This window comes from Brevibacterium sp. UCMA 11752, assembly GCF_021532235.1.
Classification (GTDB): domain Bacteria; phylum Actinomycetota; class Actinomycetes; order Actinomycetales; family Brevibacteriaceae; genus Brevibacterium; species Brevibacterium antiquum.
In genome coordinates, this window is record NZ_JACBOS010000003.1 from 2,017,431 (window position 1) to 2,042,064 (window position 24,634).

Below are 24,634 nucleotides of genomic sequence, written 5' to 3' on the forward strand. Positions count from 1 at the left end.
CATCCACCTTGGAGGACAACCACATGACCAGCAGAGCCGAAGTCGCAGCGATCATCGACCACACGCTGCTCAAGCCCGAAGCCACGTCTGCAGACGTGGAAGCACTCGTGTCAGAGGCGAAGGACCTCGGCGTGCTCGCGATCTGCGTCTCCCCGTCGATGCTTCCCGTCACCGATCCCGGCGAGCTGGTCGTGGCCACCGTCGTCGGCTTCCCCAGCGGCCAGGTCAAGCCAGAGATCAAGGCCGCCGAGGCTGCACAGGCCGTCGCTGACGGTGCCGACGAAGTCGACATGGTCATCAACATCGGTCAGGCCATCGCTGGAGACTTCGATGCTCTGGAGGCCGACATCCGCGGAGTCGTCGACGCCAGCGGCAGCGCCCTGGTCAAGGTCATCATCGAATCCGCGGCGCTCAGCGACGACCAGATCGTCGAAGCCAGCCGCCGCGCCGAGGCTGCAGGGGCAGGCTTCGTCAAGACCTCCACAGGCTTCCATCCCGCAGGCGGAGCCAGCGCACACGCGGTCTCACTGATGCGCGAAACCGTGGGCGATCGCCTCGGCGTCAAGGCCTCCGGCGGAATCCGCACCGTCGACGCTGCAGAAGAGATGATCGCTGCAGGAGCCTCACGTCTCGGGGTGTCGGGATCCGCTGGGATCCTCGGAGGACTCAGCGACTGAGCGTTTCCTAGGCGGCTCCTGCCCGCGCGCTTTCTACAGTCGAAGTCAGATTGATTTGGTTGCAACCAACTCAATCTGACTTCGACTGTATGTGTCCGGGCTGCGGCTGCTGTTCCCCGCTCGCTGCGCCTACACTCAGAGCCCGAAGAAGTCCTGCCACGCCATCAGACGGGTGGAGACGCTCACCACCGGTGGTGAGCCGAGTGGCACTTTGTTCACCGACGTTCCGGCCATTGATCATTCCGAAGGCAGAGGACCTCTGACGGCAGCGGATGCGGCTGCGTCCGTAGAGCTCGATTTTGCTCGCTCCTGAACAGTGTTCAATAATTGGTTCATGGTCAACTACTTGTCACTCGCCGAGCGTGTGCTCTCCGGCACCCCGGCCACCGCCTCCGATGCCCGCGCGATCCTGTCGTCCCCGAATGAGGACCTGCTTGACATCGTCGCAGCCGCAGCCCGGCTGCGACGCGAGCACTTCGGCAAGCGCATCAAGGTCAACTACCTCGTCAACCTCAAGTCCGGACTGTGTCCGGAGGACTGCAGCTACTGCTCGCAGCGCCTAGGCTCCGAAGCGGAGATCCTCAAGTATTCCTGGCTGCCCAAGGAGGAGGCCAAGCGCCAGGCGGAGTTCGGCCTGGCTGGAGGTGCCTCGCGCGTCTGTCTCGTCGCCTCCGGCCGCGGTCCGTCGAACCGGGATGTCGAGCGCGTCTCGGGAATGGTCGAGGAGATCAAATCTGCCACTCCCGGCGTCGAGGTCTGCGCTTGTCTCGGATTCCTCAAGGATGGCCAGGCGCAGCGCCTCAAAGAGGCCGGGGTCGATGCTTATAACCACAACCTCAACACCGCTGAGTCCCACTACGCCGACATCTGCTCGACGCACACCTTCGCCGACCGGGTCGACACCGTCGACAGGGCTCGCCGCGCCGGGCTCTCCCCATGCTCGGGACTCCTCGTCGGCTTGGGCGAGACGAACGACCAGATCATCGAGGCGATCGAATCGCTCAAGGCCGTCGACTCCGAGTCGATCCCGGTCAACTTCCTCATCCCCTTCGACGGCACTCCTTTGGAGGGCACCAACACGTTGACCCCGCAGCACTGCGTGAGGATTCTGTGCGCTGTGCGCTTCCTGTGCCCGGATCGCGAACTGCGCATCGCCGGCGGCCGCGAAATGCACCTGCGTTCGCTGCAGTCGCTGTCGCTGAATGTGGCCAATTCGCTGTTCCTCGGCGACTACCTCACTTCGGAGGGTCAGGCTGCCGAAGAGGATCTCGACATGATCGTCGATGGCGGGTTCGAGATCGTCGGCGCGGAGAGTGCGCAGCAGTTGCGCGACGAGCTCAAGGCCCACCGGGCAGCCCATCAGGCTGCCTTCGACGGCGAAGCACCCGGCCATGCGAACGGCGACGATACGTTCGCTGCCGGCACCGGCGCATCGTACGAGACTGCACCGACTCCAGTCGCAGCCGGCACACTGCCGTGCGGCAAACCGCTGGCGCCTGTCGGTTACGAGGCTGGCAACTCGGGCGTGACGATTCCGACAATCCGTCGCCGCGGTGCTGGCACAGAGGTCTCTCCCAATGCCTGAGCCGGTGCGGTCAGATCCCCAGAGCACGTTGGAGAGGGATGCCGGTCTCCTGTGGCACCCCTATGGTCCGCTCGATTCTGGGGCGCATTTTTCAGTTACCGGTGCGGCCGGTCCCTACGTGGAACTGTGTGATGCGTCCGGCACGACACATCGGCTCCTGGACGGAATGAGCTCGTGGTGGGCGGTTGTCCACGGCTACAGACACCCGGTCATGGACGCGGCACTGACAGCCCAAGTTCGCTCGTTCTCGCATGTCATGTTCGGCGGTCTGACTCACGGGCCGGCCGTCGACCTGGCCGAGCGTCTCGTCGCGGTCACACCGGCCGGACTTGACCATGTCTACCTGGCCGACTCGGGCTCGGTCTCGGTCGAGGTTGCGCTCAAGCTCGCCATCCAGTACCAACGGGCTCGCGGACGCGACCGAGGACGTTTCCTCGCCCTCGAAGGCGCCTATCACGGTGACACGAGCGGAGCGATGAGCGTATGTGATCCGGTTGGCGGGATGCACGCCGATTTTGCCGGACTGCTGGCCTCTCAGCTGTTCCTGCCACGCCCTCCGCTGCCCGAGGCTTCCACCACCGAAGTCGAGGCATGGGTGGCCCGGGCCGAGAACCTCGTCGACGCGCATGGGTCCGAACTCGCCGGTATCATCGTCGAGCCCCTCTTTCAGGGCGCTGGCGGTATGCGCCCCTATCATCCGGCCGCCTTGCGGGCGCTCCGGCGGCTCGCCACCGAGATCGACGCTGTGCTCATCGCCGATGAGATCGCCACCGGCTTCGGCCGCACCGGCGCCGATTTCGCCTGCCGGTCGGCCGGCATCACCCCGGATGTCATGTGCCTGGGCAAAGCGCTGACCGGCGGCTATCTTACGCTGGCAGCCCTCATGTGCAGCGGCCCGATAGCCGAGGTCATCACCGCCTCCTCTCACCGGGCGCTCATGCACGGACCGACCTTCATGGCCAATCCGCTGGCCTGCGCGGCAGCCACCGCCTCGGTCGGGCTGCTCTTCGCCGATGACACGAGCGGCTGGGAACCGGCCATCGCCCGCATCTCTCCGGCTCTCGAATCCGGTCTCGCCCCGGCGCGACAGCTGGCGCACGTCACCGAGGCGCGTGTGACCGGTGGCATCGGCGTCATCGAACTCGATCGCCCGGTCGATGTCGGACTCACCACGCGCATCGCCGCAGAGCATGGCGTGTGGCTGCGGCCCTTCCGGCAGCACATCTACACGATGCCGCCCTACATTTCGACGCCGGAGACGATGGAGACGATCACAGCAGCGATGGTCGCAGCCGCCGCGGCGCACTCCGAAGGAGAGCTGCAGTGAATGCCATTGCCTCCCGCCTTGCCGCTGCAGCCGAACGCCGCAGGTCCGCCGATCTGGACCGCAATGATCTGGTGCTCAACGGACTTGACCTCGCCTCCAACGACTACCTGGGCCTCTCGCAGCATCCGATCGTGCGTGCGGCGGCGATCGAGGCGATCGAACGCTATGGCACCTCAGCCAGGGCCTCGCGACTCGTCACCGGAACCACACCCGCCCATCATCGGTTGGAAGCCGCGCTGGCCGAACGGCTGTGCCACCCGGCATGTGTGACGTTCTCCAGCGGATATCTGGCCAACATCGCCGCGGTCACGACCTTGGCCGGGCCGGACACACTCATCGTCTCCGACTCCCATAATCACGCCTCACTGATCGACGCCTGTCGCCTGACGAAGGCCTCGCTGACCGTCGTTGCCCACAACGATCCGAGCGCCGTCGAAACCGCCTTGGCTGATCGTGAGCAGGCAGAGGCACTCGTGATCGTCGAATCGGTCTACTCCGTCCTCGGCGACGCAGCCGATCTGCCGCGACTGATTCAACTCTGCGTCCGCTACGATGCTCTGCTGCTCGTTGACGAGGCTCACGGGATCGGCGTGGCCGGTGTCGAGGCACACAGCGGAATGGGCGCCGCCGCAGGCCTGAGCGAACACCGTGACCGGCTCGTCGTCACTGCGACCCTGTCGAAGTCGCTCGGCTCCCAGGGAGGAGCGCTGCTGGGTTCCGAGCTCATCCGCGATGCCGCCGTCAACACTGCCCGCTCCTTCATCTTCGACACCGGGCTCGCCCCGGCCAATGCGGCAGCTGCCCATGCAGCGCTTGGCCTCATCACTCGCGACAAGGTGGCATCGATGGAAGTTGCGCGCGCCCAACTCGCAACTGCGCTTGAGGTGCCGATTCCTGCCGGCGCTGTGCTCTCAGTGCCGATGCCGACTCCGGAATCCGGAGTGCGAGCCCGCGCTCTGCTGCGTAGGGAGGGGATCCTTGTCGGCTGCTTCCGCCCGCCATCCGTCCCTGATGGGATCACGCGGGTGCGGCCGACCGCGCGTGCTGGTCTGAGCTCCGATGATCTGGCCCATGCCTGTGAGCGGATCCGGTCGATCACCGACGCCTGTGGTTCGACGGCAGCACAGTGATTCCGCGCTTCCTGCTCGTCACGGGAACGGACACCGGTGTCGGCAAGACTATCGCTGCTGCGGCGCTGGCCGCGACGCTGACAGCCGCCGGGCGGCGGGTCGTCATGTGCAAGCCGATCCAGACGGGGCACATCGGCTCTGACGACCCTCAGCGTGAGCAGCTTGAAGCCGACTACAGCGATGTCGTCACCGAATCCGACGCTCAGATCATTGCCCGGCTGACCGGAATCCATACGTTCACGAATATCACACTGCGTCTGCCGATGGCTCCGCTTCCGGCTGCCCGCGTGGAGTCGGCCGGATCTGTGTCTTCTGCTGCCGGCGCAGTTTCGATCCTGCCCAGCGCAGCCGAGCATGCAGAGCTCATCCGCACAGTTGCCGAACGCACCAGTGCTGACCACGTCCTCATCGAAGGCTCAGGGGGAGTGCTCGTCGACTTCGGAGGCCATACCGCCGCCGACATCGTCGCCTGCCTATCGGCCGACAGAGACTCCATCGGTGCCGTCATCGTCGCCCGCTCGCGCCTGGGCACCCTCAACCACACCGCTCTGACCGCCGAATCGCTCAGGAGTCGGCAGATTCCGGTCACCGGCATCATCATCGGCTCGTGGCCCGAGCCTGCGCCGATGGTCGACCGTGACAATCGCTCTGCGCTGTCCGCTATCGCCACCATCCTCGGCGCGGTTCCCGCCGGAGCCGGTCACTGCCTCGGGCGCGGCGAGTTCACTGCACAAGCACCCGGTTGGCTCCATCTGCCTCAGTGAGAAAGATATGACTGCGCTGCTTCACACGTGTATCAGGCAGGTTCGAGCCACCTTCTGAATTGGCGCTGGTCGTCATTGCACTCAACCTCACAGGAGCCGCGGCAGTCCTGACTGGGGAGGGGCTGCCGCTTCCAAGCCACTGGAGATGCGCCCAATCCTCGAGGCACTCACCATGATCAGAATTTGTGCCAACATCCGGGTCAGGTATCGGATCAGAGACCGAAGAAGGCCTTGAGCTCGGTGCTGATAGAGGTCAGACGCTCCGTCAGGGCCGGTGTGAGGGAGGCACTCGCCGAGGTGACCGGCAGCCGCATCCCTGCACTGACCGCGGCCCGGGTGTCGGCGTGGATCGAGGCCTCCAGCTCGGAGGGTTCGGCGACGACCTCGAGGTAGCACTTGAGCTTCGGCTCCGTGCCCGAAGGCCGGATGATGACTCGGGAGTTCGACTCCGAGAGCAGCAGGATCCCGTCGGTGGGAGGAATGTCTCCGTAACCGGCTGAGAGGTCGTGGATTTCGACGACGGGAGATCCAGCCAGGGACACCGGCGGACTCTCCCGCAGCTTCGCCATGGCCGTAGCGATGAGAGAGACATCGTCGAGGCGAAAGCTCAGCGGGGCGGTGGCGAAGAAGCCGTCGCGCTTCCGGATCCGATCGAGTTCTGCCTCGATGCTCGACCCGTGTTCCTTCAGCCTCGAGACCAGCGCTGCGAAGGTTACGGCCGCAGAGATTCCGTCCTTGTCGCGCACCGCAGACGGGTCGACGCAGTAGCCCAGCGCCTCCTCGTAGCCGAAGACGAGGCCGGCGACGCGGGAGATCCACTTGAACCCGGTGAGCGTGTTCGCCGCCGCGAAGCCATGACTGGCGGCAGCTGAGGCCAGCCCTCGAGAGGACACAATCGAGTTCGCAAACACCAGAGCAGGTGATTCCGCACCCCCGCCAACGACGTCCGATGCCTCGGTTTCGACCGAATCCGAGGCGCCGGGCGAGGATCCGAGCTGTGCCGCATGATGCGTCCCGGCAGCCAGCCGGACCGCGGCATCCTCGCCCAGCAGCAGACCCACCTCGTCGCCGGACAGCTGCCGGTACCCGGACGCAGTCGAGGCATCCGGAATGGCCGCGGAGAACCGGTCGGCATCGGGGTCGTTGGCGATGACGAGTTCGGCACCGACCTCACGGGCCAGCGCATAGGATTCGTTGAGGGCCCCGGCCTCCTCGGGGTTGGGGAACGAGACCGTCGGGAAGTCCGGATCCGGAGCCTGCTGCGAGGGCACCGGGTGCACATCGGTGAAACCGGTGCGTGTCAGAGCCGCCTCGGCGACGGAGGCTCCGACACCGTGGAGCGAGGTGAGTACGATAGACAGCTCTGACTCTGCTCTCACCCCCAGAGCATCGATGCGAGCCAGGTAGGTCTCGACGATTGAGTCATCGAGGTGTTCCCAACCGGACTCGGCACGCGGGACCGAGGCCACAGATTCGACTGCCGCGATCTGCTCAGCGATGAGAGCATCAGCGGGACTGACGATCTGAGCACCGGCACCAGCCTGGGCGGCGGACGGATTGGTCTCGATCGCCAGCAGCGGACGCTGGCCCAGGTAGACCTTGTAGCCATTGTCAGCAGGCGGATTGTGGCTGGCGGTGACCATGACACCGGCATCGGCCTGCAGGTGGGACAGGGCGAAAGCGAGCAGCGGAGTGGGCAGCTGATCGGGCAGTTGGATGGCGGTACCGCCGGCCGCCGTGACGACGGCGGCTGTGTCGGTCGCGAAGTCTGAGGACTTGTAGCGAGCATCGCATCCGATGACGACAGTGAATCCCTCACCCACGGTGTTCAGGAGGAAACGGGAGAGACCTGCTGCGGCGCGGATGACGACGGCGCGGTTCATACGGTTCGGTCCGGCCGCGATCTCTCCGCGAAGCCCCGCGGTGCCGAAGGTCAGGGGGCCGGCGAAGCGATCTTCGAGGTCGGCCAGAGCCGTTTCGTCACCGGTCGTCGCGGCGGTGAGGATTGTGCGCAGGGTGGTTGCTGTCTGCTGGTCGGGGTCGTCGGCGATCCATGCCTCGACGACGTCGGCATCGAATCCGTTGCTGAAGCGATCGGCTACTCGGGTCATGTCTGTCCTTGTCCGGTGTTGTCGGCGAGAGGGATGCGGTTGGGCGGGCGAGTGATGCCGGTGCGTCTTCGGGGCAGCAGCTGCTCAGAGTGTCCGGGCTCGCTCAGAGCTTCGAGACGATGTCGGCGAGCAGCTGTGAGATCCGCGGTGCGGCTGCGACTCCGGCCTCGATGACCTCGGCATGGGAGAGCGGGGTCTCCTGGATGCCGGCGGCCAGGTTCGTGACCAGAGAGATGCCCATGAGTTCCAGACCGGCCTGACGTGCGGCGATGGCCTCCAACGAGGTCGACATTCCAACGAGGTCGGCGCCGAGGACTCCGGCCATGCGCACCTCGGCGGGAGTTTCGTAGTGCGGTCCCCGGAACTGTGCGTAGACGCCCTCGTCGAGGCTGGGGTCGATCTCCTTGGCGATGGCACGCATGCGCGGGGAGTACAGATCGGTGAGGTCGACGAAGTTCGCACCTTCGATGGGGGAGGTGCCGGTGAGGTTGAGGTGGTCGGAGATGAGGACCGGGGTGCCGGCGGCCCAATTGCGATTGAGTCCTCCGCAGCCGTTGGTGAGCACCAGGTTCTCGCATCCGGCGGCAGCGGCGGTGCGGACCCCGTGGGCCACAGCGCGCACGCCCTTGCCCTCGTAGTAGTGGGTGCGGGAACCGAGGACGAGAGCGTGCTTGCCGCTGGCTTCGATTCGGATCGTGCGCAGGGTGGCGCCGTGGCCTTCGACGGCGGGCGCGTGGAAGCCGGGGACGTCCGCGGCCGAGATCTCGCTGATCGTTTCGCCGAGGAGCTCGGCTGCTCCGCCCCATCCCGAACCGAGAACGAGAGCAATGTCATGGGCCTCGATGCCGGCTTTGGAGTTGATGGTCGTGGCCGCGGCGCGAGCGGCGGCGGTAGGATCGCTTAAGTCAGTCATGACGCCAAGATTATCAAGTTCTCGACCCGTTCAAGGAGCGCACACAATGCCGATCAGAGACCTGACCGATGGTGACGACCTGCGGTTGAACGAGGTGTTCGCCGACGCCGATACGCCGGCCGCTCATATGGCCAGGTCCCTGTTCCGCCCGTCCTCGGATTCGCCTCTGCTGCGATCCGTCATCGCCGAGGTGGTGCCTGAGGTTCCCGTCGGTGCTGCCGCGATCGCGCAGTCCCCGCTCCACCCGTACCGGGCGTGGGTCCACGTCGAGGTCGCGGCCGAGGAACAAGGCCACGGTCAGGGACGAGAACTCTTCGAAGCAGTGTGTGCCGAGACCGTCGGGACTGCCCTGGAAGGACTTGACCTGCGCACACGTGTACAGGCCGGGAGCTCAGGTGCGGGATTCGCGCAGGCCCTCGGCTTCGCACCGCTGACGACGACACGGGTGATCAAGGTCGCCGCCGGTGCACTGCCGCCCAGCGGTGGCGGACGTGCCGAAGACCTCGAGATCGTGGCCACCGGATCGGTCAAGCTCACGAAGGCCTTCCTCGCGTGGTACACCGCCGTGAACAAGGACGACGCTGTCGGTCCGCTGACGATCGGTCAGGTCAACAACGCGTTCCTCTCCGAAGCTGCCGGTGCCCACGGTGCCGCACTGCTCAACGGCGAGGCCGGCTCGTCCGACGACTCTGGACTCAGCGCCTTCGCCGTCTCCTACGCTCGCGAGGCCGACCAGACTGGTGTCGAGATCACGGATGCCATGCCGGCACCAGGCGATGACGAAGAGGCCCCCACTGAACTCATCATCGGGTCGATGTTCGAAACTCGCGAGGAAGCCGCCGACACCACGAGCGAGCTGTTCAGGGCAGCGATCGCTGACGCCGAGCTTCTCCTCGCCCGACTCTCCGTCGATGCCGACGTCGTCCTCGAAGTCACAAGTGGCATGCCGGTGGTCTCCGCCCTGGCAGACCGTCTGCTCGAATCCGGCCAGGCGAGCGAACTCTACCGTTACGAAACACTCACGGGTCCTCCTGCCGACCCTCGCCGAGTCGAGACTGCTGCCGGCAGAATCTGACAGAAAGTAGGACACCAGTGTCTTCGGCTGACAGTGGGGGCAGAGAGACGATCACCCCTGACACTCACACCCAGAACGTGGGCCTGCGCAGGGGACTGACCGCCCGGCACATCCGCTTCATGGCTTTGGGTTCGGCCATCGGCACGGGGCTGTTCATGGGGTCTTCGGAGTCGATCCAGGCCGCAGGCCCGTCCGTGCTGGTGGCCTACATCATCGGCGGTGCCGCCGTCTTCATGGTGATGCGTGCGCTGGGCGAAATGCTGGTCCGCCACCCCGTCTCGGGATCCTTCGGCCAGTTCGCCTCGCACTATCTCCACCCATTCGCCGGTTTTCTCGTCGGCTGGACCTTCGTCTTCGAGATGATCCTTGTCGCCGTCTTCGACGCCACCGCCATCGGCGTGTACATGGGCTTCTGGTTCCCTGGAGTACCTCGCTGGACCTGGGTACTGGCCGTTGTGCTCTTCATCGCCGCGATCAACATGATCGGCGTCAAGGTCTTCGGCGAGCTGGAGTTCTGGTTCGCACTCATCAAAATCGTTGCGATCATCGCCCTCATCGGCGCCGGCGTGGCCATCATCATCTTCGGCTTCGGCATCGCCGACCACGATCAGATGGGTCCGCGTGCACTGTTCGACCACGGAGGAGCGTTCCCACACGGACTCTGGGGTCTCCTCTCATCATTCACGATCGTGATGTTCGCCTTCGGGGGCATCGAGATCATCGGAGTCACCGCCGGTGAGGCACAGAACCCGAAGAAGGTGCTGCCGGCCGCCATCAACTCGGTGCCGGTGCGCATCCTGCTCTTCTACGTGCTCACCCTCGGCGTGATCATGTGCATCCTGCCCTGGAACCAGATCACCTCGGAGATCAGCCCCTTTGTCGCGATCTTCGACTCCGTCGGCTTCAACGCGGCAGCCGCCATCCTCCAGGTTGTGCTCATCACGGCGGCGCTCTCGGCCATCAATGCCGATATCTTCGGAGCTGGTCGGATGCTCCACGGTCTGGCGGAACAGGGGCAGGCACCGCGTTCCTTCGCCCACACCACTCGCAACGGAGTGCCGGTGATGACCGTGATCACGATGATCGTGGCCCTGCTCGTCGGCGTGCTCCTCAACTACCTCTACCCCGACCAGGCCCTGTTCCTGCTCGGCGCATTGGCGACGTTTGCGACAGTATTGGTGTGGCTGGTCATCCTCACGGCTCATATTCGGATGAAACGGGTGCTGGTCCAGGAGAACCGACTGCGCAGTGAGTTCCCGATGCCGCTGTGGCCAGCGGGGTCCTGGGTCACGGTGGCATTCATCCTCTTCGTCATCGTCATGGTCGGAATCGTTCCTGATTCCCGTCCGGCACTGTGGGTAGGTCTTCTCTGGGTCGGCGCGCTGTGGCTGTGCTACTTCGCCTTCGTCCGGGGTGAGGGTCGCCGACACTACCAGCTCATCGACCACACCGAGCCGCTGCCTGCAGGCAGACACAAGGAGAGTACTGACTGATCGTCGGCTCGAATCGTGATCGGTCAGACGACCTCCACCGTGAGATCAGCGGTTCTCTCAGCTGAGAAGAGCCTCTCCGCTGAGAAGAGCCTCACAGCTTGAGTTCGCTGCTCGGTGACGAACCATGCCGTCCCCGGATCCCCATCGAGTGGCGGCAGCCTGAGCAGACCCAGATTGCTGAGGTCCTGCCTACTGTGGGCACCGAGGATCAGCATCGGACCCAAGCCCTGCACCTTAGCCAAGGGGGAACCGTAGCCGGGAGTGAACCGCACCGGCATGGTCACGACATGCAGGCCGCCGTCGAGGAGATCGAAGGCGTCCGGTTTCGTCTCCTGATGCGCATCGTCATGGACCGTGAGCGCCCGACTGCTGACTGCCGCCGCAGCGGAGCACGTCTGCCGCAGCATGGCCGCGGTCGCACTCTTGCCAGACTGCGGTGATCCGCGGACACTGAGAACCTCTCCGTCACGGACCGGATTCCACACGACGAGCGTCCCGAAGGGGTCGATTCCCAGCGGGATCCCCGTGCTCGCCGAATCCAGCCGCGCGGCCACGTGTCCCGGCGCCTCCGTGAGTCCCGGTGCCACCGTGAGTCCGCGCCATCGTGGTCTGAAGCGTCCGCGCCCGTCATCGCAGTCGTCCGCCCGGGCGATATTCTGCCGGTGCGGCACCAGCTGCACATCGGCGCCGTCACCGCCGGCCTCCTGCGCACTGGGGCCGACGAGCACTGCCCTGTATTCGGGCCATGTTCCGACGAACCGCTGCCGAGACAGTCCGACGCTGAGTCCATCACCTCCTGCACCGGGCGGGAAGATCACCTGTGATGTGAAGGCCGCGCTTGTGCTCGTAGACGTGCGGCACCCGGCCAACAGGAACGTCAACCCCAAGCCAGATCCGTGTTTGAGCAGCCGTTCCGTCTCGGCGGCCATCTGGTGGTCCATGGAGTCGATGAACTCATTCCAGTTGCTGCAGACAATGATCGTGGCCGGCAGGTCTGCGCCGGTGGGACCGTCTCCTCCTGCAGGAGTACGGTGCAGATGGTCGAGGATCGTGTGGAACCGCCACCCGGTGTCCATTCCGCAGGTGACTTCGGCCCAGCCCATAGACGATGCGATGCGTCCCAGCGCCACGATGCGGTGAGTCGCAGCGGCACTGGATGCCATTCGTCGCATGACTGACGTGATGACATCAGGATCGGTGCCGACGATGATGGTCGAGCCATCGACAGCAGGAGAATATGACCAGGTGCTCTGCTTCTGGTGGCTGGGAATGTCCACGATCCCGGTCACCGTGGTGCCCGTCACCCCTGGATCATTCTCTTCTGAGCCACCCTCACCAGACAACGATGAGAGCAGCACAGGGACATTCTCAGGATCGGGCAGTGGTGGGAGAACCACAGGACGAAGTGGATGAGGCGATAGCTGTGATTGCTCGCAGGACTCACGATGGGCCTGTTGGAGATTGCCGACGCGGATTCCGTTGACGCTGTGTTGGGTGGGAAGACCTCGGCCGGGCTCCCACGGTCGGAGACGAGGCCGATGACGCACCTCGGCGGCGGCAGAAGTGGAGGTGGGGACCGCGACCCGGAACTCAACGACCGACGAACCCGAGTCGAGGCACGCCGCTCCCGGTCTGTCCGGCGGCAGATGTGCGGCATCGTTGACACCGATGACGTCGAAGGAGTCCGCATCCTCGCGCACGCGCAGGCACACCCTGATGTTGATATTGGCCTTCATCTGTCCGGTGACGACGCCGAGCGGGCGCTGCGTGGCGAGGATCAGATGCACTCCCAAGGACCGGCCCAGCGCTGTCAGGTGCTCCAGCAGATCAGCTGCCTTCGGATGGGTCGCCATGAGTGCGTGGAATTCGTCGATGACGACGACCAGCCTCGGCGGGGGATCGTCGAGTTCGAGGACATCGGAGCATCCGTGATCGGCCAAGAGCCGTTCGCGACGGGTGATCTCGGCACGGACGGAGACCAATGCGCGGAAGGCCGCTGCCGAATCGAAATCATCGAGGACGCTGTCCGTGTGCGGCAGATCCTCCAACGGGGCAAATGTCGCCCCACCCTTGAAATCGATGAGGACGAACGTCAGCCGCCGAGGTGGGTGTTCCAGGGCCATTGCAAGCAGCCAGGTCTGGAGCAGAATGGATTTCCCGCTGCCGGTCGTGCCCGCCACGAGGGCGTGGGGACCGTCGTTGAAGAGGTCGAGGGTGACGTCCCCGTCGTCTCCGCGTCCGATCGTCACCGGCCCGGGAGGAGTTCGTGCCCAGCGGTGGCGAATGGCTTGTCGCCCGTCGTCGTAGAGGTCGCCGAGGCCGTGGTTCGGCAGCCTCTCGGCCCCGGTTCTGCTCACCTGCCGTTGGTCGAGGGTGAGGTACCGGCCGGGTGGCATGAGTGCGGCGATGAGCGTTCTGCCCGGCACTGGGCCGTCTGCTGCCGATGAGTCGTCGGTGCGTGCCTGGGCCAGACTGCCCAGGGACAGCGAGATCGATGCGGTGGGCGCAGGTGCGTGCAGCTGCAGCGTCGTCGGATTCTGGTCGGATAACCGCACGTCGATCGTCGACTCGCTTTGGTCCTCGTGGCGGCTTCCCTGCAGCTCCGGCAGTCGGAGCAGTTCAGGAGAGGGGCGCCAGTCGTAGGTGGAGTCGGCCAACCAGGACAGGGCCATGCGACGCAGCTGTTCGTGATCGCCTGTGACAGTCACCGAGGTTGTGCGCGGGTCGATGCGAAGCGGCACGTCGTCGATGATGACCGCTCCATCGAAATGGTTGGTGCCCTCGCGGAGTTCATCGGCAATGGTGATGGGGCTGCGAGCAGATCCGAAGCCGAGGCACAGACCCGAACTGGTCTGCAGCCAGAGTCTGTGTTCGGCGACCAGGGTGTCCAAGCTCTGCCGTGCTGTCTCGACCGCTGCTCGTCGGTCGATGACACATCGGGCGCAATCGCGGACGTACCGACGTTTCTCCATGACATAGGCGACGTATCCGGAGATGGGTGCGGAGACGCTGAAGAGGAGGAACCACCACATTCCGGTGACGAGCGCGAGCACTCCACCGATGGCGATGGGGATGAGGAATGCCCACCATTGGGGAGGTTTCGCGGGGCGAGGGTCGTCGATGGCTGCGGGCGCCACGTGTGTGGGCTCGCGCCCGGTGCTGGTGGAGGCTCGAGGAAGGGGAAGGCGTGAGCAGGCTTCACTGGCCTGGGTTCTGGCAGGGGAGGTCGGTGCGAAGATCGTGGTGCCCAACGACGAGTATGTTCGCTCTCTGGCCGGACTCAGCTCCAGTCGCGCTGGCTGGCGGGACATGCAAGGGTCGACGATGGTCAGACAGTCGGGATGGCTGATGCGGCTGAGCAGAGGGGAGCGGGGGTCGATGCCGATTGTGAACCCCGAATCGGGCCCCGCGAGCACTGAGACGGAAGCAGATCCGGATCCGCGACAGAGAAGGAACACTCCGAGAACTGTGACAGGGTTCAGCGACTGCCACCGCCCCCAAGCCATGGATCTCACCATGGTCTCCGGGTTCTCTTGTGTGCCGGGGTCCCTCGGCAGTCGGTTGCCTGCGACGAGGTCGGCCGAGGTCAGGATAGGACCGAAGACGGTGCGAAATACCTCAAGGACTGGCAGCTCAGAGTCTGCCTCGATCACATCGGTGCGAATGTTCGCATTGGCGTCGATGCGATGAATGAGGCCGAGCGTGTTCATGCTCTCAGGATCACGAGCTGTGCCGCACCGGGCAAGGGCTTCTCACCCCGCTGTGGACAAGAAGCCTGTGTCCACAGGCTATTCGAGCAGAAGTGGGGGAGACATCAACAGGAGAACACGTCGGAGTCGTTGGATTGGAGCCTCACGAAATGCGCAGCGAGCCCCGAGCGTATGCGGTGGCCTGCAGCTCGATGAGGTCGGGGACGAAACGTGACAGCAGCGCGGGCGTGTAGTCGGCTCGCAGACGGATCACGACCGAATGCTGCCCGTCCGCATCGGCACTGAGCTCCACATTGTGCAGTCCCTGCGGGGTCGGCACCGCGGCGACATAGCGACTGGCAGCTCGTTTCGCAGCAGGTGGTGAGAACACGAGCCCGGGCTCACTGCCGGGAGCCGGTTCGAACGAGTCGGAGGCGGCCAGCGCCGCAGAATCCGCCACGCTCTGCAATTCTCGTCTGGTCATGTGCAGATCCGTCAGCGCTGCGATGAGGAAGGCCAGCAGCAGGGCGATGACGACGAAGCCGATCGCCAGTGGAGTGATCGACCCTTCATCCGCGTGGCCCCGGTGCTGCTTTGGCATCATCTCAGGCCTCACCTGCGGTGGCGACGACATCGGTGTGGGTGGCACGAAGAGTGATGTGCGGCGAATGCTTGGTGCCGAAGAGGAGCGGGAACCCGGGCAGAGACACCTTCGTCTCGACCCGTGCGGTGATGAGGGAACCTGCCTGTCCACAGGGTCCAGAGCATGAGTAGTCGATGGTGATGGGGACACCGGTGAGTCCGAAATCGGTGAAATGCATGTCGGCAACTTGATGGGCCCTGCGTTCGGAGGGGTCGGCATCGCGGGCGGCGATCCGGGAGGCCGAGATCGCCGTCGACGTGGTGGCATAGCTGGCGGCCTGCAGCTGGGAGATCGCGAGCATGAGATAGACGACGGGGATGAGCAGCACGATCGAGGCGAAGATGAATTCGATGACGGCCGTGCCCGCATCGGGATGGTCCTCCGGCATCTGTGCGTCAGTCTCAGTCACTGTCGACGTCCTCAACGATGGACCGTCCGCTCAGATCCCACACCTCGGCAGGACCCCACAGGCCGAGGACGGGCAACGGCGTCCGCACTCGGACCTCGACGATGTCGACTTGACCGCGTTCCCCCGTTGTGACGGTGATCGACTGAGCATAGCGCTCGCCCACAGATACGGTGATGAGCTCGGAAGCCAGGCGTTTGCCGTCTGCCATTGACTGATCGGCGAGGCTGGCTTGGCGGGCACCGGCGATGGCCGAATCGATGACGGTGTTGCGGACGTGGATGACCAGACCGATCTGCAGGGTTCCAGCCAACACGAGCGCCAGGAGCGAACCGATGAGGGCGAACTCGGCGATCGCGGAACCGGAATCAGCCCGAGCTTTGCAGTCCTGGTGACTCACCCGGCGCCCCGAACCTTGTTCATCGCGTCCTGGAACATCGAGGTGAAGGCTTCGCCGGCCAATGCCCACAAGGCGACGACCAAACCAGCTGTCATCAGCGTGATGAGGACCCAGCCGGGAACATCACCACGGTCCGGTCGGTCACCTCGGCGCTCGCCTCGGCGGTCTGGGTCGTCAGTTGAGAGGCCGATGACGAACACAGCGAATCGGTTCATCAGGTGGTGGAACATGGTGTCTCCTTCTGCAGTGCAATCGGTTGGCGGGCTAATCAGATGCTGAGGCGATCAGACGGTGGCGGGACCGGGCTGCGAGTGCGCGTCGGCTCAGGTCATGGACGCAGATCATGGGCTCAGGTCGAGGACGGTGAGTGAGGGAAAGACGGCGAAGATGACGGTCACCGGGAGCACGAAGACGACCACAGGCACCAACATTCCAATCTCCTTCTTCCCCGACAGCTCGAGCAGACGACGCCGTGATTGTTCCCGCACATCGGCAGCTTGGGCGCGGAGGACCTCCGCCAGCGGGGTTCCGCGGGTCATCGACACGGCCAGACCGTCCACGAACTGCACGATCTCGGGGATGGCGATCCTGGTGGCCATCGCGTCGAGCGCATCGACGAGTGGTGTCCCGGTTCGCGTCGTCGCCAGCGCTGTGCGCAGCTCATCGATGAGGTCTCCCGAACAGGTGCGGCACACCCGTTCGAGTGCTTCGACAATTCCCTCACCAGCGGTGATGGACAGGGCAAGGAGTTCGGCGACGGTGGGGAACTCTGCGAGGACACGCGACTCGTGACGAGCGATGGCTTGGCTCAGGCGCCAGTCGTTGGTGATGTGTCCGGCGATGCCGCCGCTGATGATGAGAACGAGGGTGACAACGGGGGAGAAGCCGCGTTGAGCCGAGAGCAGGCCGGCCACGCATCCCGCGGCGATCATGCCTGCCAGAATGCTCAGAACCTGGTTGATGCGGAAGCGCTCCAGGGATGCACCCCCGCCGAGCCGGTTGATCCGCAGGTTCAATGTGGCGTCGGTGGTGATCCGGGATGTCACCCACATGGTGGCGCCGAACGTGGCGGACTTGAGCAGTCCCAGCAGCCCCTCCGTGCGGGGAGTCGGCGGAGCGTAGATGTCGACCAGTGATTCCTGATCACGCAGATACGGTGCGATGCGAGATGACAGCGTTGGTCGCCGCAGAGGCGGCAGGGAGAGGACGAAGATGCAGAGTGCGAGCCCGTTGAAAGCCCCGAGAGCAAGGATTGTGAGCGGATCGGTCAGCGCGCTCACAGCACCTCACTGCCTTCGGCCGAGCGGCGGAACGACGAGGAGGACAGGGATGATCCTTCAATGACACGCGGTTCTTGCGGGAGCCTGCCGATCCGCTTCATCGCCTGATATGCCAGCAGCGAGACGACGAATCCGGAGGCCAGGAGAAGCAGACCGGTCTGGGAGTTGTAGGCAGCCGCTGTCTCCGGCCGGGTCGACAGGAACGCGAGCACCACCCAGGGAGCGGCCACCGCCAGCCGAGCACCGTTGACCGTCCACTGCTGCCGGGCGGAGAGTTCATTGCGGGTGCGGGCATCGTCGCGGACGAACTGGGCGAGGGCTCGCAGCATCGTGCCGAGGTCACTTCCGCCGACCTGCCTGGTCACGCTGAGTGCGACGACGATCCGGTCGGCCACAGGGTCGGCGCTGACCTGGCGGAAGCGTTCAAGGGCGATGGCGAAAGAGCCGCTGGCCCGGTACTCCTCGGCGAAGACTTCGAACAGCGGTCGCAGAGGTTCAGGCCCCCGGTGGGCCAGCGAACTCAGAGCCTCGGGCAGTGACAGGCCGGCGCGCACACCGGAATTGAGATGGTCAAGGGTCTCGGGCCACAGTTCGCGGCGCATCACCTGTTTGCTCCGAGCACGATGTTGAAGCAGTCTGTGCGGCAGCCACGAGGCGAAGAGACCGAAGCACAAGGCGATCGCCCAGGAGCCGGTGAGGACAGTGGCGACGACGCTGACGATGATGAAGACGGCGATCGAGATGAGGATCAGGTGGCTCGGGTGCAGCCGTGGGAAGCCGGCCCCGGTGAGCATGTCGTCGAGTTCGCGTACCCATCGTCGCTGCACCCGTCTCTTCGACTGTTTCTGCCACAGCGACATCCACAGTAGGAAGAGACCGGCGCCGAAGCACGCGCCGATGAGAAGACTGAATTGGGAATAGCTCATGCGGCTTCCAGAATGGAATGGAGATCTTTGCCGATGGCGGCGAATCGTTCGCCGAGGTGGCCGAACCCCTGTCCACGAACCAGCTGTCCCTGCGGCGAATGGAAGATCGTGTCGAGTTCGACGACGTCGCCTTCGACGCCACCGGGGACGGCGCAGATCTCACTGACGAGGCGGGTCCCGTTCGCGTCACGTCGCAGGTGGACGACGACGTCGATGCTCACTGCCACGGTGGGGACGACGAAGGAAGAGGAGATGTTGGCCCCGGCCAGAAGCGGCAGAGTGCAGATCTTCGTGATCGCGGCGCGGGCGGAGTTCGCGTGGATCGTTCCCATGCCGGGCAGGCCGGAATTCAAGGCCACAAGCAGGTCGAGGCTCTCGGCCTCACGGACCTCCCCGACGATCATGCGGGTCGGTCGCATGCGCAGAGCTTCCTTGACCAGAGAGCGCAGGGTGACCTCGCCGGTGCCCTCAAGAGACGGCTGGCGACACTGCATCGGAACCCAGTCGCGGCTGGGCAGGTTGAGTTCGAAGACCTCTTCACAGGAGATGATGCGCTCTCTGGCGGAAATGGAACCGGCCAGAGCATTGAGCATGGTGGTCTTGCCGGCCTGGGTTGCCCCGGAGACTAAGATATTCGCACCGCTGGCCACTGCCGCATCAAGGAATCTGGCGGCCGCCGGTGTCAGGGATCTCTGGGCGACGAGGCCGGCGAGGTTGCGCGGACGCTGAATGAATTTGCGAATGTTGACCGCAGGAAAGGAACGGGTGATATCGGGCAGGACGACATGGAGTCGGGAGCCGTCGGGAAGCATGGCATCGACGAATGGCTGTGACAGGTCGACCCTACGACCTGAGGTGCGCAGCATTCTCTCGATGAGATCATCGAGTTCACCTGCGGTCAGTTTCGTCGTCGTCAGCTGATGGAGCCCGTCGATGGCGATGAAGACTTCGCTGGGAGAGTTGACCCAGATCTCTTCGACCCGGGGATCATCGAAATAGTCCTGCAGCGCACCGAAGCCCGAAAGCTGGTTGTCGATGGAGCGAAACGTGGCTTCCTTGTCTTCCAAGGGCGGAAGATCCGCGACCAGGCTGCGCTCGTCGTACTCAGAGATGACAGTGCGAATGACCTCTCGCGAGCGTTGCATATCGGCGCGAGGGTCCACGTCGAGGTCTCTGATCCTCTTATGAACTTCGCTCTTGATGACCTCGGTGGCTTCCACATTGAACCCCTGGCGTCCCGAATACGAATCATGTTTCTAACAGCTGGATTTGTTTTTAACCTATATGTAGTCGAATCAAGAATCCAGTGATTTCTCGAATCTGTGGATAACTCTCTTCGTGGCGGGAAAATGTCATAACTGTAGTTTCAGCACGAAGATTCAGGGTCGACTCGACACTGCATCCGCATTGCGCATTCCCGTAATCGGGTATAGATTCTCATCACTGTTGCAGGGCTTTCCGCTCAAGCCTCGCGCACTACGGACCGCGTCACCGGCGGGATGACTTGATCTCCTGCCGGTGGCGCTCAACTGTGCCGGTGCCCACCCGATCCCGCGCCGAGGTGGTACGACATGACGTACCACCTCGGCGCCGGTCGTCGCTGGGAGTCGGCGCCGAGGATTCAAGCCTGAGGGCCGCGATGCACTAGGCTTGACTCATTATGGCCATTGATTATTCTGCTGAAATCGCCAACCTCCGTCAGACCTACAAGGCGATCCTGGATGTGTCCGATCTGGACAACCTTCGCTCCGAGGTCGCCGAGATGACGGAGCAGGCATCGGCGCCGTCCTTCTGGGACGATCCGGACTCGGCGCAGAAGATCTCGGCCACGCTCTCGCACAAGCAGGGAACCCTGGAGAAGCTCGAGAAGTTCGGTGAACGCATCGACGATGCCGAGCTGCTCATCGAGATGTCCGAGGACGAGGGCGATGAGGACTCGAAGGTCGAAGCCGAACGTGACCTCAAGAAGCTTCACGACCAGTTGGCCGAGCTCGAGATCTCGACGCTGCTCAACCACGAATACGACGAGCGTTCGGCCGTCGTGACTGTGCGCTCCGGCGCCGGCGGCGACGACGCCACCGACTGGGCGCAGATGCTCATCCGCATGTACATCCGCTGGGGCGAGAACCGCGGGTACAACGTGCAGCAGCTGGACACCTCCTACGCTGAGGGCGCGGGCATCAAGTCCGCCACGATCCAGGTCAACGCCCCCTACGCTTACGGAACACTTTCCGTGGAAGCCGGCACCCACCGTCTCGTGCGCATCAGTCCCTTCGACAACCAGGGACGTCGCCAGACCTCCTTCGCCGCCGTCGAGGTTGTGCCGCTCATCGAATCCACTGACCACGTCGAAATCGATGAGAACGACCTGCGCATCGACGTCTACCGGTCATCGGGTCCCGGCGGTCAGTCCGTGAATACGACCGACTCGGCCGTGCGCATCACGCACGAACCCACCGGCGTCGTCGTCAGCATGCAGAACGAGAAGTCCCAGATCCAGAACCGCGAAGCCGCGATGCGCGTGCTGCAGTCACGCCTCCTTGACCTCAAGCGCAAGGAAGAGGCAGCGCAGAAGAAGGAACTGGCCGGTGACATCAAGGCCAGCTGGGGCGACCAGATGCGCTCCTACGTCACCCACCCGTACCAGATGGTCAAGGACCTGCGCACCGGCTACGAGGTCAACAACCCCTCGAACGTCTTCGACGGTGACCTCGACGGCCTCATCGAAGCCGGAATCCGCTGGCGCAAGGAGCAGGAGATGGCCGAAGAGGCTTCCTGACCTCTGGCCGCAGCAGGCTGACCCTCAGCCACAACAGGCTGACCTTCAGCCGCGGCATGCGGAATTCAGTGACGATTGCGTGACTGACAGCTTTGAGTGTGGGCTTGCGTTCGTTTTTCTCGAGGAATTCGAACGCAAGCCCACACTCAACTGCCGTCGAAAGCTGCCGTCGAAAGCTGCCGTCGAAAGCTGCCGTCGAAAGCTGCCGTCGAAAGCTGTCGGCGAAAGCTGCGCCTCCAGCGGGGCTGGCGAAAGCTCTGCCTCCAGCGGGGCTGGCGATAGTGCCTCTTCCCGCGCATGCCGAGCTCGCGCCTCGGCGGCTGTGAACTTCCTCCGATGCGCAACACACGCCCTTGAGCCTCCCAGAACATGACGGAGCTGTTACGTACAGTGGAAGCGGCCGAGCCATCCGCGACATGATTGAAGACCCTCTTGATCAAATTCGACTCAGTTTCGAAGTCCTACGACGCACGCTCCCGCAGAGCACTCGACGACATCTCGTTCGAGGCCGAGCGCGGAGAATTCGTGTTCCTCGTCGGGGCTTCGGGCTCGGGTAAGTCCACGGTCATCCGCCTCATTCTGCGCGAAGAGGTCCCCAGCACCGGGCGCATCCACATCGCCGGAAAATCGGTCGTGAAGATGCCCAGCTGGAAGGTGCCCTACCTGCGGCGGGGGATCGGCACAGTCTTCCAGGACTTCCGCCTGCTGCCGAACAAGACCGTCTTCGCCAACGTCGCCTTCGCCCTCCAGGTCATCGGCAAATCCCGGGCGTCCATGTCGACCCTGGTCCCCGATGTGCTCGAGACCGTCGGACTGGCCGGTAAGGAGAAGCGCTACCCCAGCGAACTCTCCGGCGGTGAGCAGCAGCGGGTGGCCATTGCCCGTGCCGTCGTCAACAAGCCGGGTATCCTGCTCGCCGATGAGCCCACAGGCAACCTCGACCCGACCACAAGCGCCGACATCATGTCGGTGCTTGAGAAGATCAACCGCAACGGAACCACAGTGCTCATGGCCACTCACGATGGAGAGATCGTCAACCGGATGCGAAAACGAGTCATCGAACTCTCCGAGGGGATCATCGTCCGCGACGTCGAAGAGGGCACGTACGGAGTCGCCTCATGAGGGCCGGATTCATCCTCTCCGAGGTCTGGTCAGGGTTGCGCAAGAACGTGTCCATGGTCCTGTCCGTGGTGCTCGTGACCTTTGTGTCCCTGCTCTTCGTCGGCGCCGCGATCCTGCTGCAGATGCAGGTGGGCCAGATGAAGGACTATTGGTACGACCGCGTCCAGGTCTCCGTCTTCCTGTGCCCACCCGACTCCGAAGCCACCAACTGCGTCGAAGGCGAAGCCACCGATACGCAGAAGAAGAACATCGAAGATCAGCTGAAGAGCTCAGAGCTTGCCCCCTACGTCGACGAGGTCTACTTCGAAGACAAAGGTGAGGCCTTCGAGCACTTCCAGGACCAGTTCAAGGGCACCAGCCTCGAAGGCACCGTTCCCGAAGACGAGATGAACGAGTCGTTCAGGGTCAAACTCCAGGACGCTGAGAAGTACGACATCATCAAAGAATCGTTCTCCTCGACCCAGGGCGTCGAGGAGGTCGTTGACCAGAACCAGCTCCTCGATCGCCTGTTCAGCGTCCTCAATATCGCCACCGTCGTCGCGGTCGCGATTGCCGGAATCATGCTGCTGTGCGCCATGCTGCTCATCGCCACGACCATCCGACTCTCTGCGTTCTCAAGGAGACGCGAGACGGGAATCATGCGCCTGGTGGGTGCGTCGAACACCTTCATCCAACTTCCGTTCCTGCTCGAAGGTGTCATCGCCTCGGCGATCGGTGCGACCCTGTCTGCCGGTGCACTGGGACTCCTCGTCCACTTCGGCGTCAGCGGCTGGCTGGAAGCGCAGGCGACGGGCTTCAGCCTGATCTCCGGAGTCAACGTCCTCATCGTTGCCCCGATCCTCATCGCCATCGGTGTGATCATGGCCGGTGCATCATCCCTGATCACCTTGAATAAGTACACGAAGGTCTGACATGAAACGCAGACTCGGCTTAGCGGTTACGGCAGCGGTGCTGGCTGTCATCCTGCCCGTCAGCTCGGCGGGGGCCAATCCCCGCGATGACAAGAGCAAGGTCGATGACCGGGTCAAGGAGCTCCAGCAGGAGTTCGAGGGACTCGACGAGGACCTGGCCCGAGTCATCGCCGAACGCGACGCGGCGGAAGAGAAGCTGCCCGACGCTGAGGCCGCGTCGAAGAAGGCCGACGATGCTCTGAGTGAGGCCATCGAGAAGGATGACGCCATGGCCGCTCGGCTCACCTCGGCGGAGAATGCACAGTCGGACCTCAGGACCTCGATCAAGGACGGCGCGGAGGAGATCGACAAGCACAAGACCTCTGCCGCGCGCATCGGGCGTCAGGCATATCAGAACTCGGGCATCACCTCTGACCTGGCGATGCTGCTGCAGATGGCCGAGGGGACAAGCGCCGACGGTGGAATCGGGCGCGTGGACTCCGCCGTCCGGTCACAGCAGCGCACGATCGACAACCTCTCCGAGCAGCGAGCGGTCAACAAGAACAACGAGGAGCGCCTTTCGGGTGTCACCGATGAGATCTCGGACCTCAAGGACGAAGCCGCCGAGGCGGTGTTGGCCAAAGAGGCTGCACAGATCGACGCGAAGAAGAAGTCCGATAGCCTGGCCGACATCATCTCCGCGAAGGACGATGCGGAGAAGACGATCTCTGACAACAAAGCCACGACCGAGGAACAGCTGCAGAAGGAGCAGGACGAACAGGACCGGCTGGCGAAGAAGGTTCGCGAGTGGGAGAAGGAGCAGGAGAAGAAGGGCAAGTTCGTCTATGGAGACGGCGAGCTGGCCAATCCGGCCGAGGGGTATCCCATCACCTCGCCCTTCGGCTACCGTATCCACCCGATCACCGGTGCGAAGAAGCTGCACTCGGGCACCGACTTCGGCGTCCCCTGCGGCACCCCGATCCGGGCCGCCGGCGACGGCATCGTCGTGACCTCGGGATGGACAGGCGGCTACGGCAACCGCGTCGTCATCTCCCACGGAAAGATCAAGGGCGACTCGATCGCCTCGACGTACAACCACAACACGGACCTCAAGGTCCACGATGGTCAGAAGGTGAAGAAGGGTCAGGTCATCTCGGATTCGGGTACGACCGGCGCATCCACCGGCTGCCATCTGCACTTCGAGGTCATGAAGAACGGCGGATACGTCGATCCGATGCCCTACATCTCCTGACCGCAGCCGATTGAGCCCGGCCTCGCCGAGGTGAGCCTTCGGTAGGCGGCACCGTGGCCTTTCGCACGCGATATCATTGAGATAGAATTGTGGGTCTGCGTGTCTACCCGGTTGAGCAGTCTTCTGAGACTGAAAGCCGGGGCCGGACAGGCTGATTTGAGACAGAGGAAGG

21 protein-coding genes are annotated in these 24,634 nt (G+C 64.0%); 11 read left to right on the forward strand and 10 right to left on the reverse strand.

Annotated features, from left to right (window positions below):
• Positions 1–23 precede the first annotated feature (23 nt).
• From deoC to bioD, 5 genes are all read left to right on the forward strand, one after another.
• Positions 24–677, forward strand: a complete 654-nt coding sequence (deoC, locus tag HU144_RS08990) for a deoxyribose-phosphate aldolase (RefSeq protein ID WP_235351077.1) — start codon at positions 24–26, stop codon at positions 675–677.
• A 334-nt stretch (positions 678–1,011) separates the two neighbouring features.
• Positions 1,012–2,262, forward strand: coding sequence for a biotin synthase BioB (gene bioB, locus HU144_RS08995; protein WP_235351078.1), 1,251 nt, complete (start codon positions 1,012–1,014; stop codon positions 2,260–2,262).
• Positions 2,255–3,589 carry an adenosylmethionine--8-amino-7-oxononanoate transaminase gene (locus HU144_RS09000; RefSeq protein WP_235351079.1) on the forward strand — a complete coding sequence of 445 codons (1,335 nt, stop codon included), beginning with the start codon at positions 2,255–2,257 and terminating at the stop codon, positions 3,587–3,589. The genes bioB and HU144_RS09000 overlap by 8 nt, the downstream gene beginning before the upstream one ends.
• Positions 3,586–4,719 carry an 8-amino-7-oxononanoate synthase gene (locus tag HU144_RS09005; RefSeq protein WP_235351080.1) on the forward strand — a complete coding sequence of 378 codons (1,134 nt, stop codon included), beginning with the start codon at positions 3,586–3,588 and terminating at the stop codon, positions 4,717–4,719. Before HU144_RS09000 ends, HU144_RS09005 begins: the two co-directional genes overlap by 4 nt.
• On the forward strand, positions 4,716–5,483 hold the full coding sequence (gene bioD / locus HU144_RS09010) for a dethiobiotin synthase (protein ID WP_235351081.1): 768 nt from the start codon (positions 4,716–4,718) through the stop codon (positions 5,481–5,483). The genes HU144_RS09005 and bioD overlap by 4 nt, the downstream gene beginning before the upstream one ends.
• Positions 5,484–5,695: 212 nt before the next feature.
• Here bioD and HU144_RS09015 read toward each other — a convergent pair whose 3' ends face one another.
• Positions 5,696–7,594 carry a phospho-sugar mutase gene (locus tag HU144_RS09015; protein ID WP_235351082.1) on the reverse strand — a complete coding sequence of 633 codons (1,899 nt, stop codon included), beginning with the start codon at positions 7,592–7,594 and terminating at the stop codon, positions 5,696–5,698.
• A 103-nt stretch (positions 7,595–7,697) separates the two neighbouring features.
• On the reverse strand, positions 7,698–8,507 hold the full coding sequence (locus HU144_RS09020) for a purine-nucleoside phosphorylase (protein ID WP_092106854.1): 810 nt from the start codon (positions 8,505–8,507) through the stop codon (positions 7,698–7,700).
• A gap of 46 nt (positions 8,508–8,553) precedes the next feature.
• Between HU144_RS09020 and HU144_RS09025 the strand changes: the two genes are divergently transcribed.
• Positions 8,554–9,582 carry a GNAT family N-acetyltransferase gene (locus HU144_RS09025; RefSeq protein WP_235351083.1) on the forward strand — a complete coding sequence of 343 codons (1,029 nt, stop codon included), beginning with the start codon at positions 8,554–8,556 and terminating at the stop codon, positions 9,580–9,582.
• A gap of 119 nt (positions 9,583–9,701) precedes the next feature.
• A complete protein-coding gene (locus tag HU144_RS09030) occupies positions 9,702–11,075 on the forward strand; it encodes an amino acid permease (RefSeq protein WP_235352677.1) in 1,374 nt (457 codons plus the stop codon).
• Between the two features lie 23 nt (positions 11,076–11,098).
• On the opposite strand, the gene HU144_RS09035 is transcribed toward HU144_RS09030, so the two are convergent.
• From HU144_RS09035 to HU144_RS09070, 8 genes are all read right to left on the reverse strand, one after another.
• Positions 11,099–14,785 (reverse strand): FtsK/SpoIIIE domain-containing protein, encoded by a 3,687-nt coding sequence (locus HU144_RS09035; protein WP_235351084.1) that lies wholly within the window; start codon positions 14,783–14,785, stop codon positions 11,099–11,101.
• A gap of 142 nt (positions 14,786–14,927) precedes the next feature.
• Complete coding sequence (locus HU144_RS09040; RefSeq protein WP_235351085.1) at positions 14,928–15,365, reverse strand: pilus assembly protein TadG-related protein; 438 nt, start codon at positions 15,363–15,365, stop codon at positions 14,928–14,930.
• A 4-nt stretch (positions 15,366–15,369) separates the two neighbouring features.
• Complete coding sequence (locus HU144_RS09045) at positions 15,370–15,816, reverse strand: hypothetical protein (protein ID WP_235351086.1); 447 nt, start codon at positions 15,814–15,816, stop codon at positions 15,370–15,372.
• Positions 15,809–16,213, reverse strand: coding sequence for a TadE family protein (locus tag HU144_RS09050; RefSeq protein ID WP_235351087.1), 405 nt, complete (start codon positions 16,211–16,213; stop codon positions 15,809–15,811). Before HU144_RS09050 ends, HU144_RS09045 begins: the two co-directional genes overlap by 8 nt.
• Positions 16,210–16,443: a hypothetical protein gene (locus HU144_RS09055; protein ID WP_235351088.1), complete on the reverse strand. Its 234-nt coding sequence runs from the start codon at positions 16,441–16,443 to the stop codon at positions 16,210–16,212. The genes HU144_RS09050 and HU144_RS09055 overlap by 4 nt, the downstream gene beginning before the upstream one ends.
• Positions 16,444–16,554: 111 nt before the next feature.
• Positions 16,555–17,493, reverse strand: a complete 939-nt coding sequence (locus HU144_RS09060; protein WP_235351089.1) for a type II secretion system F family protein — start codon at positions 17,491–17,493, stop codon at positions 16,555–16,557.
• A complete protein-coding gene (locus tag HU144_RS09065) occupies positions 17,490–18,419 on the reverse strand; it encodes a type II secretion system F family protein (protein WP_235351090.1) in 930 nt (309 codons plus the stop codon). The genes HU144_RS09060 and HU144_RS09065 overlap by 4 nt, the downstream gene beginning before the upstream one ends.
• Positions 18,416–19,639, reverse strand: a complete 1,224-nt coding sequence (locus HU144_RS09070) for a CpaF family protein (RefSeq protein ID WP_235351091.1) — start codon at positions 19,637–19,639, stop codon at positions 18,416–18,418. Before HU144_RS09070 ends, HU144_RS09065 begins: the two co-directional genes overlap by 4 nt.
• A 440-nt stretch (positions 19,640–20,079) precedes the next feature.
• Here HU144_RS09070 and prfB point away from each other — a divergent pair, with 440 nt between their 5' ends.
• The 4 genes from prfB (at position 20,080) to HU144_RS09090 (ending at position 24,462) form a co-directional block, all read left to right on the forward strand.
• Positions 20,080–21,198, forward strand: coding sequence for a peptide chain release factor 2 (gene prfB / locus HU144_RS09075; RefSeq protein ID WP_143923462.1), 1,119 nt, complete (start codon positions 20,080–20,082; stop codon positions 21,196–21,198).
• Between the two features lie 432 nt (positions 21,199–21,630).
• Entirely contained in the window at positions 21,631–22,320 is a 690-nt protein-coding gene (gene ftsE / locus HU144_RS09080) for a cell division ATP-binding protein FtsE (protein ID WP_235351092.1), read from the forward strand.
• Positions 22,317–23,231 carry a permease-like cell division protein FtsX gene (gene ftsX, locus HU144_RS09085; protein WP_235351093.1) on the forward strand — a complete coding sequence of 305 codons (915 nt, stop codon included), beginning with the start codon at positions 22,317–22,319 and terminating at the stop codon, positions 23,229–23,231. Before ftsE ends, ftsX begins: the two co-directional genes overlap by 4 nt.
• Position 23,232: 1 nt before the next feature.
• The gene (locus tag HU144_RS09090) at positions 23,233–24,462 is read left to right on the forward strand and encodes a M23 family metallopeptidase (RefSeq protein ID WP_235351094.1); all 1,230 of its coding nucleotides are present in this window, start codon (positions 23,233–23,235) and stop codon (positions 24,460–24,462) included.
• Positions 24,463–24,634 lie beyond the last annotated feature (172 nt).

Bases quoted from the DNA above. Each gene is read 5' to 3' on its own strand.
- HU144_RS09090 (WP_235351094.1), top strand. From the start codon at position 23,233: ATGAAACGCAGACTCGGCTTAGCGGTTACGGCAGCGGTGCTGGCTGTC.
- HU144_RS09000 (WP_235351079.1), top strand. From the start codon at position 2,255: ATGCCTGAGCCGGTGCGGTCAGATCCCCAGAGCACGTTGGAGAGGGAT.
- ftsX (WP_235351093.1), top strand. From the start codon at position 22,317: ATGAGGGCCGGATTCATCCTCTCCGAGGTCTGGTCAGGGTTGCGCAAG.
- HU144_RS09065 (WP_235351090.1), bottom strand. From the start codon at position 18,419: ATGAGCTATTCCCAATTCAGTCTTCTCATCGGCGCGTGCTTCGGCGCC.
- deoC (WP_235351077.1), top strand. From the start codon at position 24: ATGACCAGCAGAGCCGAAGTCGCAGCGATCATCGACCACACGCTGCTC.
- HU144_RS09055 (WP_235351088.1), bottom strand. From the start codon at position 16,443: ATGTTCCACCACCTGATGAACCGATTCGCTGTGTTCGTCATCGGCCTC.
- HU144_RS09040 (WP_235351085.1), bottom strand. From the start codon at position 15,365: ATGCCAAAGCAGCACCGGGGCCACGCGGATGAAGGGTCGATCACTCCA.
- HU144_RS09020 (WP_092106854.1), bottom strand. From the start codon at position 8,507: ATGACTGACTTAAGCGATCCTACCGCCGCCGCTCGCGCCGCGGCCACG.
- HU144_RS09030 (WP_235352677.1), top strand. From the start codon at position 9,702: ATGGCTTTGGGTTCGGCCATCGGCACGGGGCTGTTCATGGGGTCTTCG.
- HU144_RS09035 (WP_235351084.1), bottom strand. From the start codon at position 14,785: ATGAACACGCTCGGCCTCATTCATCGCATCGACGCCAATGCGAACATT.
- HU144_RS09025 (WP_235351083.1), top strand. From the start codon at position 8,554: ATGCCGATCAGAGACCTGACCGATGGTGACGACCTGCGGTTGAACGAG.
- bioB (WP_235351078.1), top strand. From the start codon at position 1,012: ATGGTCAACTACTTGTCACTCGCCGAGCGTGTGCTCTCCGGCACCCCG.
- prfB (WP_143923462.1), top strand. From the start codon at position 20,080: ATGGCCATTGATTATTCTGCTGAAATCGCCAACCTCCGTCAGACCTAC.
- HU144_RS09015 (WP_235351082.1), bottom strand. From the start codon at position 7,594: ATGACCCGAGTAGCCGATCGCTTCAGCAACGGATTCGATGCCGACGTC.